Raw genomic sequence first — 15,804 nt, 5'->3', positions numbered from 1 at the left:
GAACCGTCACGCTTTCTCGACGGGCGACGAGAACGGGTTCGATACTCGCCCCGCGTCTCCGACCGAATCGACGATCCGTTACCGACCGGACGGAACCAGCGGATTCGACACCTCGCTCGTGACGTACTCGTGGCGCTTGCCTCGCAGGCGCATCGCTGTCAGCGCCTTGTGGGTCGCCGGATCCGCGAACAGCGCCCGTTCGTCGCGTCGAACTCGAGCGTCGGGGACCGTTCCCTCGGCGCGAATCTCGTCGAACGCTCGCTCGCACTGCTCACGGACCCGCGACCAACACGCGCGCTCGTCGACGTCCAGTTCGTGGCTGATCGTCGCGACCAGTTCCGCCAGGTGGTTCTGGAAGAGCGCGTAGTACAGCTTCCGGTGCAAGTCCTCCTCGCCGTCGGCGTCGAGGTCCGAATCGGGATAGGGATCGACCGAGAGGCCGCGGTCCTCGAGTCGGCCGCCGTGAATCCGAATCCCGCCGAGGTCGCGGACGAGCGTCGCCACCGGCCGCGCGTCCGCGGCGTCGAAGACGAGCAGACTGTTCTGGAGGTGACTCTCGAGGGCGATGCCGTACTCGCACAGCAACAGGAGTTGCTCGGGGACGACGACGCCGGCATACCGCTCGAGGAACGCCGGGGCCGCCTCCGCGGTGCTCGTCGTCTCTCGGCTCGCCCCGTATCGCTCGATCAGATCGCGGACGAGCGGTCGTCCCGTGATCGGCGAGTCGGCGACGAGACTCGAGGCGACGACCGACACCGCGCCGTCGGGGCCGTTCCGGACGAGCGGGTGGGCCTCGGGGCTCGTCCGCAGCAACCCCGAGAGGTGGCGGGCGTCGTCGAAGCCCTCGCCGCTGGGATGGGGCCCCTCCGGCGGATAGTAGCACGCCGCTGCGGGCTCGGCCAGCAACCCCAGCGTCTCGAGCGACTCTCGGCGGTCGATCGCTCGCACGACGTCGGTCACCTGCGGGCCGTTCGCCACGGCGTGGGGCGACAGCGTCCGGACGACGTTGGTCGTCTGGACGGGGATCGCGAGTTTGAGGCGCGGCAGCGGTCCGTCGACGTGCGCCGTCCGATCGGTGTCGTACGGCACCACCGTGCGGAGGTTCAGTTGCGGCGTCGCCGGGTGTGCGTAGTCGGGAATCGGCGCGACGCGACCGTCGGCGATCCGATCCGCGTACCGATCCGGAATCGTCCGGTGGTACTGGAGCGGATGCACGGGAACGACGGCGTACTCGTCCGGCGTCCGGGCGGGCGGGAGCGCTCGAGCGAGCGCGTCCTCGAGTCCGGCGAACGTCGCGAGCAGGCGGTCGGTCAGGCGCTCATCGCCGGTCGGGTGATCGCGAGCCCGCGTCTCGAGGGCTGACTCCCGCTCGACGGCGACGAACCGGAGGTCGATCCGGTCGGTGAACTCCGGCGCGTAGGCGAGCCCCTCGGCGGGGGTCATCCCGCGCCGGATCTTGCCGCTCGGGTGGAACGGATGGCCGTCGGTGACGATCCGCTCGAACGCGGCGGCGGCGTCGGCCGCCGGAATCCCGTCGGCGACGGCCTCGAGCGGGGGTTCGTCCGCGTCCGCGTCGCGGTCGACGGCGCTCGCGTGGACGGCGGCGGCCAGCCGCGCGAGCGCCAGATTGGCGACGCTCTCGGCGATCTCGCCGCGGATCCGCTCGGACTGCGCGGCGTCGCTGAACGCGCCCTCGCACTCGAGGATCGGGACGAGATCCACGGGATGGTCCAGCGGCGCGGCGGTTCCGTCGAACCAGCGATAGAGCGGTCCGACCGGTCGAAACCGGTCGTAGCCGTGTCGCGTCGCGATCGGGATACACAGGACGCTCTCGGCGGCGGGACAGGGAACGAGCGCGAGGCGGCGACACGTCTCGGGAACCGTCGCGGCGACGTCCTCGACGATCGATCGGCGGTCTGCCCCCTCGAGCGCCGCGAACGACGCGTCCTCGCCCGACGGAGGACGCCGTGACGCCGGCGACTCCGACTCGAGATCGACGAACCGTGCCGCGGCGAGTCCGGCCGGATCGCCGCGAAGCAGCCCGCGGGCGAATCGGTGAGCGATCTCCCGACGAGCGTCCGCGAGGGCCTCGAGATAGGCCGTCTCGGCCGGCCTCGAGAGCCCGTGCTGGCGGGCGTATCGGGTCGCGGCGCCGAACGTCGCCCGTTCGGCCGCCGTCCGGAGGCGTTCGCGATCGCGAGGCCCGCTGTTCGTCCCGGTCATGGTCGATCGGTAGTGGGACGGCGTTCCACGTGGTCCGTGTTAACTCATCGGCCGGCGGCCACTGGTCGCGAGTCCTCGCGAACGAGACGGGCTTCAGTCCTCGTCGTCCCCGTCTCGCTCGACGCTCGGGTGCATCGTCGGCCGCTCGTCTAACGGCTCCGCGAAGGCCTCGAGCATCGTCTCCCGCGCCACCTCGTCGCGTTCCCGTCGCTCTTCGTCGCCGATCTCCTCACAGCCCGGCGGGACGTCGCGATCGCGGCCGGTGAAGTAGCCCTCGGGAACGACCCAGTCCTGATAGAACGGGACCTCGGAGTCGTAGATGACCGCGAGGGCGACTTTCGCGCCGTGGCCGGCCGCGACGACCGCCTGGTGGGGTTCGTCCGCGATTCGACCCGCGGCGTAGACGCCGTCGACGGCCGTCCGCCCGCCGTCGCCGACGCTCACGAAGTGTTTGTTGCCCCGCTGCATGCGGCCGACGTCCAGCGGCTCGAGGTAGTCGCTGTTCGGCCACGAGGCGGCGAGAATCCGTCGCGCCTCGAGGGGCTCGCCGCCCGCCGTCTCGAGGACGAACCCCTCCTCGAGTTCGCCTTCGGTGACCGGTTCGGCGTGCGTCACGCGCCCGAGTTCGAACGCGGCACCCGCCGTTCGCGCCTGTTCGCGAGTCAGTTCCAGGTACCGGCGAGCGTCGACTCCGTTCGGGAACCCGGGGTAGTTCTCGAGGCTGGCGTTTCGCGCGAGGATCGACTCCCCGCCGTCGACGACGAGGGTATCGAGGCCCGCTCGAGCGGTGAAGATCGATGCGGCGAGGCCGGCGACGCCGCCGCCGACGATACAGACGTCTCGCATGGCCCGCCCTTGACCGCCTCGAGTATAGAAGGTTGCCGTCCGGTGGGCCGCGTCGCGGTGGTCAGTCGCCGCCGACGACGCGCGGCCCGCTGCTCGAACCGACGTCCGGCGTCCGCAACACCGTCTCGTCGGTCTCCTCACCGAGCGCCTCGAGCCGGACGCTCGAGTCCGGGCCCAACGCCGGCGAGGCCGTCGACCGCGACTGGTTCGAGGCGACCCTCGATCGGTACTCTCGGAAGCGCGGCTGGGGATCGGACGGCCGGCCGACGCGAGCGACCGTCGAGCGACTCGGACTCGCCGAATCGGTCGACGACGACTCGCTCCTCGCGGAGGCGTCGGATCGCGGGGACTGAATCGGAACGCGGTCCGGACACCGCCCGTTCATGTGAGTAATTCGATAGATTTTTGGACCGCGCCGGTGAATTCGTCGGGTGATGCTCGCGACCATCGCGTTCGTGCTCGCGCTGGCTCTCGGTCCGTTCGTCGCCTTCCGCGCGTACGCTCACCGGGTCGAGTCGACGGACGCATCGGTCGAGGACCGCCTCCACCGGCTCAACCGGGTCCAGCAGGGCGGCGGGTTCGTCCTGCCGATCGCCGCCGTGATCGGCCTCCATCTCCTCGAGCTGGTCGAGCGGACGACCGACGCCGTCGGGGCGATGGGTCCCGAACTGTTCGGGATCGGCGTCCTCGAGTTCGCCGTCATCACGGTCGTCTCGTTCGGGCTGGCCGCCCTCCCGCTGGTGTCGATGGCGCTCGGGACGTATCCGACGGTCCGCTCGCTGCGGGACACGTCGGCATCGCCGTGGCGGATCGCGAAGGGCGTCCTCGCGGTGATGGGGATCGTCGCCGTCACGGCCGCGATATCGATCGGCGGCTTCCTCGCGTTCCTGTCGACCGTCGATCCGTCGCTCCCGCTCCTCGTCGGCGGCTTCGCCGTCCTCGTCGCCGCCGTCTACGGCCTCTCGCCGTACCTGATCGCCGTCTTTCAGGATCGGGTCCCCCTCGAGGGCGACGACCGCGAGCGGGTCGAACGGCTCTGTCGGGAGCTGGGATATCGACCCCGCGGGCTCTACCTGCTCGAGGGCGAGTCGACGAAGACCGCGAACGCGCTCGTCGCCGGGACGGTCCCGGGGTTCCGGTACGTCTTCCTCACCGACTACCTCCTCGCGGAGTGTGACGACGACGAACTGCGTGCGATCCTCGCCCACGAGTTCGGCCACGTCGCCGGCCGTCACCTCTGGCAGCGAAGCCTCCTGACGGTGGCCGTCTTCGGCGGCTGGATGGTCGGGTTCGAACCCCTCGGAATCGGCGCCCTCGAGGAGCGGTTCGGGTTCCTCGGCATCTTCCTGCCGCTGATGGCGCTGTTCGCGCTGTATCAGGTCGTCCTCCTCGGCGGCCTCGCGCGCTGGCAGGAGTTCCGGGCCGACGCCTACGCGGCCCGTCAGGCGGGCCGCGACGCGACGCTCGCGGCCCTCGAGACGCTCGCCGACGCGAACGATACCCGCCGCGACGCGGGGCTGCTCTACACCCTCGCGACGCAGCACCCGTCGATCGACGATCGGCTCGAGGCGGTTCGCGACGCCGGCGGTCGTGACGGCGACGACGGCGCGGATCGGCCGCCGGTGGCCCCGACCGAGTGAGCGGGAATCGCTCGCCGAAACACGAATTCTTACTTTCGGGTCCGTCGTAGGGGGAGTCGTGGACAGAATTCTCCTCAGTACACTCGTCTATCGCCCGCCCGAGGAGGTCTTTCCGTACGTGCGGTCGTTTACCGACTATCCGCGGTACTCGGAACACCTCAAGGACGTTCGCGTTCACGGCGACGGCGACGTCGGCTCGGTCTACGACCTGAAGCTGGCGTGGTGGAAGCTCAGTTACACCGCCCGCTCGGAGGTCGTCGCCGTCGACGCGCCGTCGTCGCTCGAGTGGCGGCTGACGAACGACCTCGACGCCCGCGGCGAGTGGCGCGTCGAACCGGAGCCCGAATCGGCCCCCGAGGGCGAGGAGACGGCGAGTCGGATCTACTTCGAGGCGGTCTACGATCCGCACTCGGCCGACGAGAACGCGCTCTCGCTTCCCCGGTTCGTTTCGCTGGACTGGGTCATCAAGAAGGTCGAACCGAAACTCCTCGGAGAGGCCGAGGAGGTCGTCCAACGGCTCGTCGCCGACATCGAGGGCCGTCCCCGCGAGGTCGAGCTGACGGTCCACGAGATGCCCTGAGAGACGGGACGGCCGAACCGGCGATTTCGGTCCGGAGCGTGCGTTTTCGACCCGAATCGGGATCGAGACCCTCACGCTCGTCGACTGCGGCGACCGATGAGCAGCAGGAACAGGACGAACGAGACGGACGTGGCACACGCGAGTAGCGGCCACGCGTCGCCGTAGCCGCGAGCGTCGACGATGTAGCCGAACGTCGCCGGCGCGACGAGCGCGCCCGAGTTGAGCGCGAGCTGGCCGCCCGCGGTGGCGCTCCCGATCCCGTCGTCCGGCACGATCGAGCCGATACACGAGTAGTAAACGCCCGTGAAGCCGAGGATGAACGTGCCGAGCAGCGCGAACGAGAGCAGGACGGCGAGCGGCGTTTCGACGAGCGGGATCGCCGCGAAGAGGACCGTCGAGGCGCTCGCCTGAATCGCGAGGAGCACCAGCGTCGAGCGCGTCAGCGACCCGAAGCAGTTGTCGGCGATCCACCCGAATCCGATGCGGCCGACGCTCCCGGTCGCCTGCGCGGCCGCGAGGGTGGCGCCGGCGAAGACCGAACTCGCGCCGACGACGTCGGTCACGTAGAGGATCGCGTAGCCGACCGTGGTGAACAGCCCCGCGCCGAGGAAGAATCCCGCGGCGACGAGCAGTACGTACTCGAGGTCGCCGAGGTGCGTCCGGAGCGGCGTGCCGGTCTCGTCGGCGCCGGCACCCCCGACGTCGTAACAGCCGTGGAACGCGAGGGTGACGACGGCCGCGACCGCGCCCGCCCCGAGAAACGCGAGTTCCCAGCCGACGCGACTCGCACTGAGGGGGACCAGCAGCGAACTGAGACCGCTCCCGGCGGTCACGCCCATCTGTTTGATCCCCATCGAGACGTTGAGCCGCTCCTCCGGGATCGCGCTGAAGACGGCCTTGTTCGTCCCGGGAATCGCCGTCGCGTAGAAGGCGCCGAGGACGGCGACGACGCCCAGCAGGGCGAGATACGACGAGACGACGGTGACGAGGACGGTAGTCGCGCCGAGGCCGGTCAGGCCGACGACCAGCACTCGAGGCTCACCGTACCGATCGATGAGGCGGCCGACGGGTGCGACGCAGACCGTGTACCCGAGCATCAGCGCGGTCAGCAGGAATCCGACGCGGGTCGTCGAAACGCCGAACTGCGCCCGAACGAACGGCGTGACCGCGTAAACGGCGTAGAAACAGCCGCTCGCGGCGACCTGCCAGGCGAGAATGAGGGCGGTGTACCCCTTCCAGCCGCGCGGCCACGGACTGAGAGCGGTACCCGACGCGGACTCGGTCGGAACGGTCATCGCTGAGCGTCGACCCCCGTCGGTTCACTGCCGTCGTCGGTGTCGTCTCGATCGAGGCGGTTACGCGGTGCTCGAGCGGGAATCGCTGCGTTCGGTCTCCGGTCGTCCGCACGCAGTCGTGGCTGCGTTACCGTGACAGTTGCCGGCTGCTGACGATCGATCATCGCTTGGAATGGGGCGCTCTCGCGTGACTCGCGTCGGTCGTGTTCTCGAGTGTCGTTTCGAAGGTCACCCGGTGTCGAGCGACCGATCCGTTTCGTCGGTGTTTCCCGGTTTCGAGTGAGTGGGTGCCCGGCGAGCGTGTGTCCCGACGGGACAGAGCCGTGTGATCGAGACTCACCACAGCATGTGCGGCCAGACGAAGGTGAACAGGAACCAGATGAGCGCGGTCAGTACCGCGGTCATGATTCCGTTGAGGATGAGCCCCGTCCGCAGCATGTGGCGCTGTTTGATATAGCCGCTCCCGAACACGATGGCGTTCGGCGGCGTCGCGACCGGGAGCGCGAACGCGAAGCTCGCGGCGATCGTGCCGGCCACGGCGAGGAACAGCGCCGTCGAGAAGTCGGTGAGACCGAGCGTCGCCGAGAAGACGCTCCCGAGACTGATCAGGACGGGAACGATGATACTCGTCGTCGCGGCGTTCGACGTCATCTCGGTCAGGAAGATGACGAGCAGGACGACCGAACCGATGACGAGGAGGATGGGCGCGCCGACGAGGCCGCTGAAGACCGTCTGCGCGATCCACTCGGTCGCGCCCGTGTCCGCGAGGGCGTTCGCCAGCGAGATGCCGCCGCCGAACAGCAGCAGCGTCCCCCAGTCGATGTCGACCAGTTCGTCCCACTCCATCGTGTCGGCCAGCACGAGCGCGGGCACCGCGGCGACGCCGACCATCACGTAGTACAGCAGCCCCTGATGGCCCTCGACGCCGAAGATCGTCATCCCCTCGCCGCCGAACAGCGACGTCATCCAGACGCTCGAGAGGTACGGTTCGAAGAACTCGCCGAGACCGCCGATCATCCAGAGGCCGGCCGTCGCGGCGAAGATCGCGGCGACTCGCTTACCGCGCGGACTGAGCGCGCCCTCCGCTTCGAGTTGCTCCCGGGCGGTCGCTCGCGCCTCGGCGACGTCCGGAACCTCCGGCGGGTAGAGGACGTAGGTGAGGAGGAGCCAGACCAGCGGGAGCGTCACGACGACGATCGGGAAGCCGACGAGGAACCAGTCGGCGAACCCGATTTCGTAATCCAAGATGGCGTTCAGTTGGCCGACGAGGATCGCGTTCGGTGGCGTGCCGATGATCGTACCGACGCCGCCGACGCTCGCCGCGTAGGCGGTCCCCAGTAGCATCGAGATCTGGATGTTCGTGAATTCGGCCCGCGGCGCCGATTCGACGGCTCCGCCGTCGGCGGCCGTTTCGGTCGGCCGGTCGTCGGGAGCCGAGTCCTCGACCGACGCGAGATCGTCGCGATCGAGCACCTGCGTGAGGACGCCGACCGCGATGGGCGTCATCATCGCGGTCGTCGCGGTGTTCGAGACCCACATCGACAATACGGCGGTCACGAGCATGATCGCGAGGATCAGCCGCCGCGGCGAACTCCCCATCTTGGCGATGGTGTACAGCGCGATCCGCCGGTCGATGTCGTACTTCTGGATCGCGTTCGCGAGCATGAAGCCCGCCAGAAACAGAAAGATGATGTGATCGGCGAACCCCGATAGCGCGACGTCCATGTCGTCGTAGACGCCGGTACCCGTCAGCAGGAGCGGGATCGTCAGTGCGGTGACCGCCAGCGGTAGCGTGCCGGTCACCCAGAGAACGCCCGCGAAGAACATCGTCGCGATCGCGTACTGGCCCGCCACCGAGAGCCCGGTCGGAGACGGTGCGGCGGCGATCGCGATCGTTCCGATCACTGCAACGAGGAACTGGATGATTCGCCTGTTAGACTGACTAATGCGACCGTGTATCATTGATACAGTCGATGATTATCATTATCGTCCTTAAGTCTTGTCATGGGGTCACATCCTGCGGAGGGCCGCCGAACGGCCACCGACGATCCCCGAAATCCGCTAAAAGTGACGCACGATCGCTCGGATCTGTTCTTCGGTGAGTTCCTCGCTGTAGAGCTCGAGTAGAATTCGCCGACGGGACGCGGAGAGCGATCGATTCCCGCCCTCGAGCATCGAGATGTGGGCCTGCATGAGCTCGTCGATCTCCCGTTCGACCGCCCGTTGCTCGTATCCGGCCGCCACGCGGAGCAACCGCCAGGCGAGGGGCGATATCCGGTCCAGATCCAGGTCCGGAACGTCAGAAGATGTCATACGTAGTCGGTGCGGTGAATGTCAAAAGGCTTTGTTGAAATCGTTCGGCCGACGCCTGTCTGTCCGCCCGATACGGGCGGGCCGAAAAGATCGCGACCGCCGGTGACCGCTCGAGACCGTCTCGGCCTCGGATTCCATCTCAGAGCGTGTAGTCGTGCTCACCGTCCTCGCTCGAGAGGAACGCCTCGAGGAGATCGATCGTCGCCGCGACGTCGTCGACGTGGGCGGCCTCGGTCGGCGTGTGGAGGTAGCGCGTCGGGATCGAGATCGCGCCGACGGGCTTGGCGCCGTTGGAAAGCTGGAAGCCGGCGGTGTCGGTGCCCCCGGAGGGAAGGATCTCGCGCTGGGCGTCGATCCCCGCCTCGTCGGCGACCGCCTGGAGTCGCTTGTGGACCTTCGGGTTCGTGATGACGCTCCCGTCCTTGAGTTTGATCGCCGCGCCGTCGCCGAGTTCGGTGACGCGGTCGCCGGCCTCGAACCCCGGGACGTCGTTGGCGACGGTGACGTCGAGCGCGATCGCGAGGTCGGGATCGACGTCGACCCCCAGCGCGCGTGCGCCGCGGAGGCCGACCTCTTCCTGGACGGTCGCACAGAAGTGAATCGTCACGTCGGGCTCCTCGAGTCGGCGGGCCGCCTCGAGCATCGCGAACAGGCAGATCCGGTCGTCGAGCGCCTTCCCGGTGACCGTCTCGCCGACGCGCTCGGTCGTCTGGTCCATCGTCACGAGGTCGCCCGGCGAGACCCGGTCCTCGAGCTCCTCGTAGGGGAGACCGACGTCCACGACGACGTCGTCGACCTCGGGCGTTTTCTCCCGCTGCTCGTCGCTCAGCGTGTGCGGCGGCGGCGAGCCGATGACGCCCGGCAGGTCGCCGTCGTCGGTGTGGATCGTCACGCGCTGGGCCTTGAGAATCCGAGCGTCCCAGCCGCCCAGCGCGTCGAGTTCGACGAAGCCGAATCCCTCCTCGTCGCCCTTCAGGTGGCGGACCATGAAGCCGATCTCGTCCATGTGGGCCGCGACGGCGACCGAGTAGTCCGAGTCGCCCTCGAGCGTCCCCACGACGTTCCCCATCGCGTCGGTTCGGACCCGATCGACGTTCTCCTCGAACTCGGCGACGACGAGGTCGCGAACGCGGTCCTCGTAGCCGGGGACGCCACTCGTCTCGGTCAGCTCCGCGAGAAACTCGAAATCGAACGGGGCGGATGCCATGACCGATCTTGTGAGGGGTTCGACTATAAACCCGTGGATGGCGAGCCCTCGGCGAGTTCGACACGGGAATCGCGGGACGGGTCTCTCGCGGGCCACGCGCGTGAATCGCTCGCGGTGGCGAGAGGAGGTTTCCATATTAACCGCGGAGTATTAACGCGGTGATCCGCTAGGAGTGTGTATATGAGTGACGTACGTGTCGCAGGTGTCGGCCTGACCCCGTTCGGAAACGCGCCCGAGCGGACGAGCCGGGACCTCTTCGCGGAGGCGAGTATCGCGGCGTTCGAGGACAGCGGCGTCCCTCGAGACGACGTGGACGCCCTCCTCTACGGCAACTTCATGGGCGAACTGTCCGAACACCAGGGCCACCAGGGGCCGTTGATGGCCGAGGCCGCCGGCGTGCAGGCGCCGGCGACCCGCTACGAGTCCGCCTGCGCCTCGAGCGGCGCGGCCGTCCGGGACGCGGTCATGCGCATCCGCAACGGCGAGGACGACGTGATCCTCGTCGGCGGCGCCGAGCGGATGACCAACCTCGGCACCGCGGGCGCGACCGAGGCGCTCGCGATCGCCGCCGACGACCTCTGGGAGGTCCGCGCGGGGATGACCTTCCCCGGCGCCTACGCGCTGATGGCCCAGGCCTACTTCGACGAGTACGGCGGCGAGCACGAGGATCTGGCCCACATCGCCGTCAAGAACCACGAGAACGCCCTGAACAACGAGAAGGCCCAGTACCAGAGCGCGATCGAGGTCAGCGACGTCCTCGAGGCCCCGCAGGTCTCCAGTCCGCTGGGACTGTACGACTCCTGTCCGATCTCCGACGGCGCCGCCGCGGTGGTCCTCACGAGCGAGGACTACGCCGAGGAACACGGCCTCGAGGCGCCCGTCTCGATCAGCGGCACCGGTCAGGGCGGCGACCGCATGGCCTTGCACGACCGCGAGTACCTCGCGCGCTCGCCCGCGGCCCGCGCGGCCGGCGACGAGGCCTACGCCGACGCCGGCGTCGACGCCGCGGACGTCGACTTCGCGGAGGTCCACGACTGCTTCACCATCGCCGAAGTGCTCGCGATCGAGTCGCTGGATCTCTTCCCGGTCGGCGAGGGGATCTCGGCGGCCCGCGACGGGCGGACGACCGCCGACGGCGAGACCCCGATCAACCTCTCGGGCGGCCTGAAGGCCAAGGGCCACCCGGTCGGCGCGACCGGTGCCTCCCAGATCGCCGAGGTCACGAAACTGCTCTCCGGGAACCACCCCAACAGCGAGTTCGTCGCGGACGCGACGACCGGCGTCGCCCACAACGCGGGCGGCACCGTCGCGAGTGCGACGGTTCACGTGTTGGAGGTGACCGAGTAATGAGCGATACCGAATCCGAAACTCGAGACGCCGGCTTCGACGAATGGCTCGACGCCGCCGAGGAGGGCGCGGCCTACTACCTCGCGTGTCCGAACGACCACGGCTCCCTGCCGCCCCGGCGGGTCTGTCCCGACTGCGGCGTGACCGACCTCGAGGAGGCCTCGCTGCCGGAGACGGGCGAGATTCGGACCTTCACCGTGACGCACGTCCCGACGCCGGCCTTCGAGGAGGACGCCCCCTACGCGACGGCCGTCGCGGACTTCGGCCCCGTGCGCATCACGGGCCAGGTCGTCGGGATCGATACCGAGGACGTCGAGAGCGGCCTCGAGGTCGAGATCGAGGTGACTGTCTCGGAGACGACGGGCGAACGCGTGCTCGGGTTCAGTCCGGTCTAGCGGTCCGAACCACGGGTCGCAGCGTCGCGGGTCGAATCTCGATTTACGTGCTGTTTGTCGACCCTCTCGGTTGTCCTACTCGACGTCTCGGTGCAGTGATCTTCCCGTCCGCTCGAGCGGCGGCCTCGCTGTCGCCCGGTGCGCTGCTCGCGGCAGACGAGTGTCGCGCCCGTCTCGACGGGAGATAAATCGGTGGACAGAAACTGCGAGTACCCCTACCCGCTGTCCACCGTCCTACTCGGCGAGTCGCCGTTGGGTGGGATATGCTTTGTGGTCCCGACCACCGTCCGATCGGTGAGTTCCTCGTCCGACCACTGACCGGAAAAACGGACCGCTCGTCTCGAGAGAGCGACGGATCGCCGTTCGGGAACGCCGTCAGTCTCCGATATCGATGCCGGCGTGGGGCAGTTCCGCAGACAGGTACTCGACGAACTTCTCGGGATGCTCGGCGTGTGGCAGTTGCGTCGCGTAGTCGATGACGACGAGGTCGGTGTCGGCGGCCTCGGCGAGGTCTCGGCCCTCCCGCAGCGGGACGAGGTCGGCGTCGCGGCCCCAGACGAGCGTGGTCGGGGTGTCGATCGCGGCCAGCTCGGTCTTGAGGTCGAAGTCGGGATCGAGGGTCCCGCTGCTGAACGAGGCGGGCGCGTAGCGGGCGCCGGGCTGGTGGGCGCTTCGCCACGCGTAGGCGACCGCCTCGTCGTCGATCCGGTCGGAGTCGTAGTAGCCGTCGCGGTCGTAGAAGTAGCGGATCGAGGGTTTGCTCGCCAGCAGGTTGAAGATCGTCGTCCCGACGACGGGCGTCCGGACGAGGGTGCGAACCCACGGCCGCTCGTCGGCCGTCTCGTCGGTCGGACAGATGAGGACGAGGTGTCTGAAGTCGTCCCGGTCGGAGTCTTCGGTCTCCGCGGCGGCCTCGACGGCGAAGGAACCGGTCAGCGAGGAAGCGACGACGATCGGCTCGTCGGTCACGTCGGCGGCGAAGTCGCGGAGGAACTCGGCGTAGAGCGTCGCCGAGTAGACCAGCGGCGGTCGCTCGGATCGACCGAACCCGGGGAGGTCGACCGCGATCACGTGGTAGTCCTCGGCCAGTCGATCGACGATCGGTTCGAACTCGTGGCTGCTCGCGCCGGCGTAGATCCCGTGACAGAGGAGCAGATCCGGATCGTTCGGATCGCCGGCGACGGTGTAGCTCGTCTCGATGCCCCGCCAGCGATACGTCCGCTCGATCCCGACGAGCGGGTTCTCGAGGTCGCCCGCTCGCTTTTTGAGGAGGCGATTGCCGAGCACGGCTGCACCGACGGTACCGACCGCTGCACCGAGGAGTGTTCGGGCCTTCATGGCCGATCGGTATGACCGCGAGCGTCTTAGAGGTGCGGTTGGAATGCAGTTCTCGACACCGACGCGGGCGTCGATATCGTCCCGATACCGGTCGGATCCCGTGCCGATCCAGTGTCGACACCGTGCCGATACCGTACCACTCCCGCGCCGATTCCGTGCCGATACCGTCCGATTCCGCTACCGATCGTCGATCTCGAGGTCCTCGAGACAGGCCTCGACGGGGGCCAACACGTCGTCGGCGATGGAGTAGGGGTCGGTCTCGCCCTGCCGGACCGCTTCGGCGAGGTCGTCGACGCCGCCGGCGGCCGCGAGTCGGTCCTCGAGCATGGCGTGGACGTCCTCGCGCAACAGCGTGCGGATCTCCTCGGCGTAGCGGCCGCGGACCTGTTCGGCGTGCTCGCCGGAGTCGACCAGGTACCGGCGGTGGTTCGCGAACTCGTCGATCAGGTCGTCGACCCCGTTGCCGCGCGTGGCGACGGTCTCGACGATGGGGGTGGTCCACCGCTCGGCGTCGGCGTCGGCTTCGTCGACGTCGTCCTCGGGATCCCAGTCGTCGTGGGCGTCGATGACCTCCTGGCTGTGGTGGCCGCCACCGCCGGCCCCGCCGCTCATGCCGCCTCCCTCGTCGAGCTGGATCATATCACGCAGTTCCTGGACGGTCCGGTCGGCGCCGTCGCGGTCCGCCTTGTTGACGACGAAGACGTCGGCGATCTCGAGGATGCCGGCTTTCAGCGTCTGGATCTCGTCGCCCGACCCCGGCGGGACGAGGACGGCGACGGTGTCGGCGGTGCGGACGATGTCGATCTCGTTCTGTCCGGCGCCGACGGTCTCGATGATGATCTTGTCCTTGCCGAAGGCGTCCATCGCCTTGACGGCGTCCGCGGTGGCAGTCGAGAGGCCACCGAGGGTCCCGCGGGCGCTCATCGAACGCACGAAGACGTCCATGTCGCCGACCGTCGAGGCCATCCGGATCCGGTCCCCGAGCACCGCGCCGCCGGTGAACGGCGAGGAGGGATCGATCGCGATGACGCCGACGGTCTCGCCGCGGTCGCGGTAGGTCTCCGCGAGCTTGTCGACCAGCGTCGACTTCCCCGCGCCGGGGCTGCCCGTGATGCCGATCACGTCGGCGTCGCCGGTGTGCGCGTACAGTTCGGAGACGAGGTCGCGATACCCCGGCCCCCGGTTCTCGATCTTCGAGATGACTCGAGCCAGCGCGCGGTGTTTTCCCGCGAGCAGGTCCTCGAGCAGGTCCTCGTCGGCGCTCATCGCTCGGGAGCGTTCTCGCGGACGAAGTCGATGGTCTCCTCGACCGACGTCCCGGGGCCGAAGACGGCCGCGACGCCCTCCTCGTAGAGTTCCTCGCGGTCCTCCTCGGGGATGACGCCGCCGGCCAGCACGAGCGTGTCCTCCTTGGCGCCGTACTCCTCGAGGCCGTCCATGATCTTCGGGATGAGCGTGTCGTGTGCCCCCGAGAGGATGGAGATCCCCAGCACGTCGACGTCCTCCTGGACGGCCGCCTGGACGATCTCCTCGGGCGCCTTGTGCAGGCCGGAGTAGATGACTTCGAAGCCGGCGTCTCGGAACGCCCGCGCGATGACGTGTGCCCCCCGATCGTGACCGTCGAGACCGACTTTGGCGACGAGACACCGGATCGACTCCTGCTCCTGTTCGCTACTCATACCCACCCTTTCCCCGGCCGTCGCTTTGATTCTAACGGATATTCATGCTATTTGCGGCTCGGCGTCGGCGTCATCCCCCGAGTTCGCACACGCGACTCGGAGACCCGAGGCGAACGTGTCAGTGTATAGTACGACCCAACTGAACCAAAGGCTAAAGAGCGAAACGACCTAACATTCCGATAATGACTATCGTTCGTTTACTGCGGAGGGATCTCTCGTGGGCGTCGAAATAAAAGAGACCAGGGTATCCGACGCCGAGTTCGAGGAGATGAAAGGCTTCGTCTTCGAGTATCTCGCGGCCAGCGTCGAGAAGGAAGAGGAGGGCGGCCGGATGCGTTGGTACCCCTGGCACTCCGCGGAGTACCGACACAACCACATTCTCAACGTGGTCGAACTCGCCACGGAGATCGCGCGCGAGGAAGGCGCCGACATCGACGTCACACGCGTCGCCGCGCTCTTTCACGACGTCGCCAAACTCGAGACCGATCAGGAACTCCACGCCGAGGCCGGCGCGCGCGTCGCCCGGGAGTACCTCGAGTCGCGCGCGGACTACCCCGACTCATTCATCGAGCAGGTCTGTCGGGCCATCGAACACCACTCCTACCAGGGCGATCTGACCGATCTCACGCTCGAGACCCAGTGTCTCATCGAGGCCGACTTGCTCGACAAGGTCGGCGCCAACGGCACCGCCCTGATGCTGTTGCGGATGGGGTACGAGGCCCGAACCCACATGGACTGCGACGAGATGGTCGATCGCGTCCTGGAGCGCGGCTACGACGCCGCCTCGCGCGTCCGGAGCGACACCGCCGAGGGCATCGCCCATCGGCGGCTGAAGCGGGTGAAGTGGTTCCGCGAGTGGCTCGAGGACGAGATCGCCGCGATGGGCGAGTAGACCGCCGACGCTCCGGTCCGTCCTCGCACTCGTTCCGCGAGCGACGGTG

The 15,804-nt window shown here is 68.3% G+C and carries 15 protein-coding genes; 6 read left to right on the top strand and 9 right to left on the bottom strand.

Annotated features, from left to right (window positions below; translation table 11 throughout):
* Nucleotides 1–78: 78 nt before the first annotated feature.
* Both WD430_RS02970 and WD430_RS02965 read right to left on the bottom strand, forming a co-directional pair.
* The gene (locus WD430_RS02970) at nt 79–2,223 is read right to left on the bottom strand and encodes an IucA/IucC family protein (RefSeq protein ID WP_339104543.1); all 2,145 of its coding nucleotides are present in this window, start codon (nt 2,221–2,223) and stop codon (nt 79–81) included.
* A gap of 93 nt (nt 2,224–2,316) precedes the next feature.
* Nucleotides 2,317–3,069, bottom strand: coding sequence for an FAD-binding protein (locus WD430_RS02965; protein ID WP_339104542.1), 753 nt, complete (start codon nt 3,067–3,069; stop codon nt 2,317–2,319).
* Nucleotides 3,070–3,101: 32 nt separating this feature from the next.
* Here WD430_RS02965 and WD430_RS02960 point away from each other — a divergent pair, with 32 nt between their 5' ends.
* The 3 genes from WD430_RS02960 to WD430_RS02950 all read left to right on the top strand — a co-directional run bounded on the left by WD430_RS02960 (nt 3,102) and on the right by WD430_RS02950 (nt 5,289).
* Nucleotides 3,102–3,422 carry an aldehyde ferredoxin oxidoreductase C-terminal domain-containing protein gene (locus WD430_RS02960; protein WP_339104541.1) on the top strand — a complete coding sequence of 107 codons (321 nt, stop codon included), beginning with the start codon at nt 3,102–3,104 and terminating at the stop codon, nt 3,420–3,422.
* 81 nt (nt 3,423–3,503) lie between these two features.
* The gene (locus tag WD430_RS02955; protein ID WP_339104540.1) at nt 3,504–4,709 is read left to right on the top strand and encodes a M48 family metalloprotease; all 1,206 of its coding nucleotides are present in this window, start codon (nt 3,504–3,506) and stop codon (nt 4,707–4,709) included.
* Nucleotides 4,710–4,767: 58 nt separating this feature from the next.
* Nucleotides 4,768–5,289, top strand: a complete 522-nt coding sequence (locus tag WD430_RS02950) for an SRPBCC family protein (RefSeq protein ID WP_339104539.1) — start codon at nt 4,768–4,770, stop codon at nt 5,287–5,289.
* A 71-nt stretch (nt 5,290–5,360) separates the two neighbouring features.
* On the opposite strand, the gene WD430_RS02945 is transcribed toward WD430_RS02950, so the two are convergent.
* From WD430_RS02945 to WD430_RS02930, 4 genes are all read right to left on the bottom strand, one after another.
* The gene (locus WD430_RS02945; RefSeq protein ID WP_339104538.1) at nt 5,361–6,584 is read right to left on the bottom strand and encodes an MFS transporter; all 1,224 of its coding nucleotides are present in this window, start codon (nt 6,582–6,584) and stop codon (nt 5,361–5,363) included.
* Between the two features lie 336 nt (nt 6,585–6,920).
* Nucleotides 6,921–8,546, bottom strand: a complete 1,626-nt coding sequence (locus WD430_RS02940; protein ID WP_339104537.1) for a DASS family sodium-coupled anion symporter — start codon at nt 8,544–8,546, stop codon at nt 6,921–6,923.
* Between the two features lie 99 nt (nt 8,547–8,645).
* Complete coding sequence (locus WD430_RS02935) at nt 8,646–8,897, bottom strand: hypothetical protein (protein ID WP_339104536.1); 252 nt, start codon at nt 8,895–8,897, stop codon at nt 8,646–8,648.
* 139 nt (nt 8,898–9,036) lie between these two features.
* Nucleotides 9,037–10,104 (bottom strand): M42 family metallopeptidase, encoded by a 1,068-nt coding sequence (locus WD430_RS02930; RefSeq protein ID WP_339104535.1) that lies wholly within the window; start codon nt 10,102–10,104, stop codon nt 9,037–9,039.
* A 180-nt stretch (nt 10,105–10,284) separates the two neighbouring features.
* Between WD430_RS02930 and WD430_RS02925 the strand changes: the two genes are divergently transcribed.
* Both WD430_RS02925 and WD430_RS02920 read left to right on the top strand, forming a co-directional pair.
* Nucleotides 10,285–11,451, top strand: coding sequence for a thiolase domain-containing protein (locus tag WD430_RS02925; RefSeq protein WP_339104534.1), 1,167 nt, complete (start codon nt 10,285–10,287; stop codon nt 11,449–11,451).
* A complete protein-coding gene (locus WD430_RS02920; protein WP_339104533.1) occupies nt 11,451–11,846 on the top strand; it encodes a Zn-ribbon domain-containing OB-fold protein in 396 nt (131 codons plus the stop codon). The genes WD430_RS02925 and WD430_RS02920 overlap by 1 nt, the downstream gene beginning before the upstream one ends.
* Nucleotides 11,847–12,221: 375 nt before the next feature.
* Here WD430_RS02920 and WD430_RS02915 read toward each other — a convergent pair whose 3' ends face one another.
* The 3 genes from WD430_RS02915 to WD430_RS02905 form a co-directional block, all read right to left on the bottom strand.
* Complete coding sequence (locus WD430_RS02915; protein ID WP_339104532.1) at nt 12,222–13,184, bottom strand: alpha/beta fold hydrolase; 963 nt, start codon at nt 13,182–13,184, stop codon at nt 12,222–12,224.
* Between the two features lie 177 nt (nt 13,185–13,361).
* Entirely contained in the window at nt 13,362–14,450 is a 1,089-nt protein-coding gene (gene meaB, locus WD430_RS02910; protein ID WP_339104531.1) for a methylmalonyl Co-A mutase-associated GTPase MeaB, read from the bottom strand.
* A complete protein-coding gene (locus WD430_RS02905) occupies nt 14,447–14,863 on the bottom strand; it encodes a cobalamin B12-binding domain-containing protein (protein WP_339104530.1) in 417 nt (138 codons plus the stop codon). The genes meaB and WD430_RS02905 overlap by 4 nt, the downstream gene beginning before the upstream one ends.
* A gap of 217 nt (nt 14,864–15,080) precedes the next feature.
* Between WD430_RS02905 and WD430_RS02900 the strand changes: the two genes are divergently transcribed.
* Entirely contained in the window at nt 15,081–15,755 is a 675-nt protein-coding gene (locus tag WD430_RS02900) for an HD domain-containing protein (RefSeq protein WP_339104529.1), read from the top strand.
* The last annotated feature ends 49 nt before the right edge of the window (nt 15,756–15,804 follow it).

Origin of the sequence: Haloterrigena sp. KLK7, assembly GCF_037914945.1 — an archaeon.
GTDB lineage: Archaea > Halobacteriota > Halobacteria > Halobacteriales > Natrialbaceae > Haloterrigena > Haloterrigena salinisoli.
This window is presented reverse-complemented; position numbering and strand designations above follow the sequence as displayed.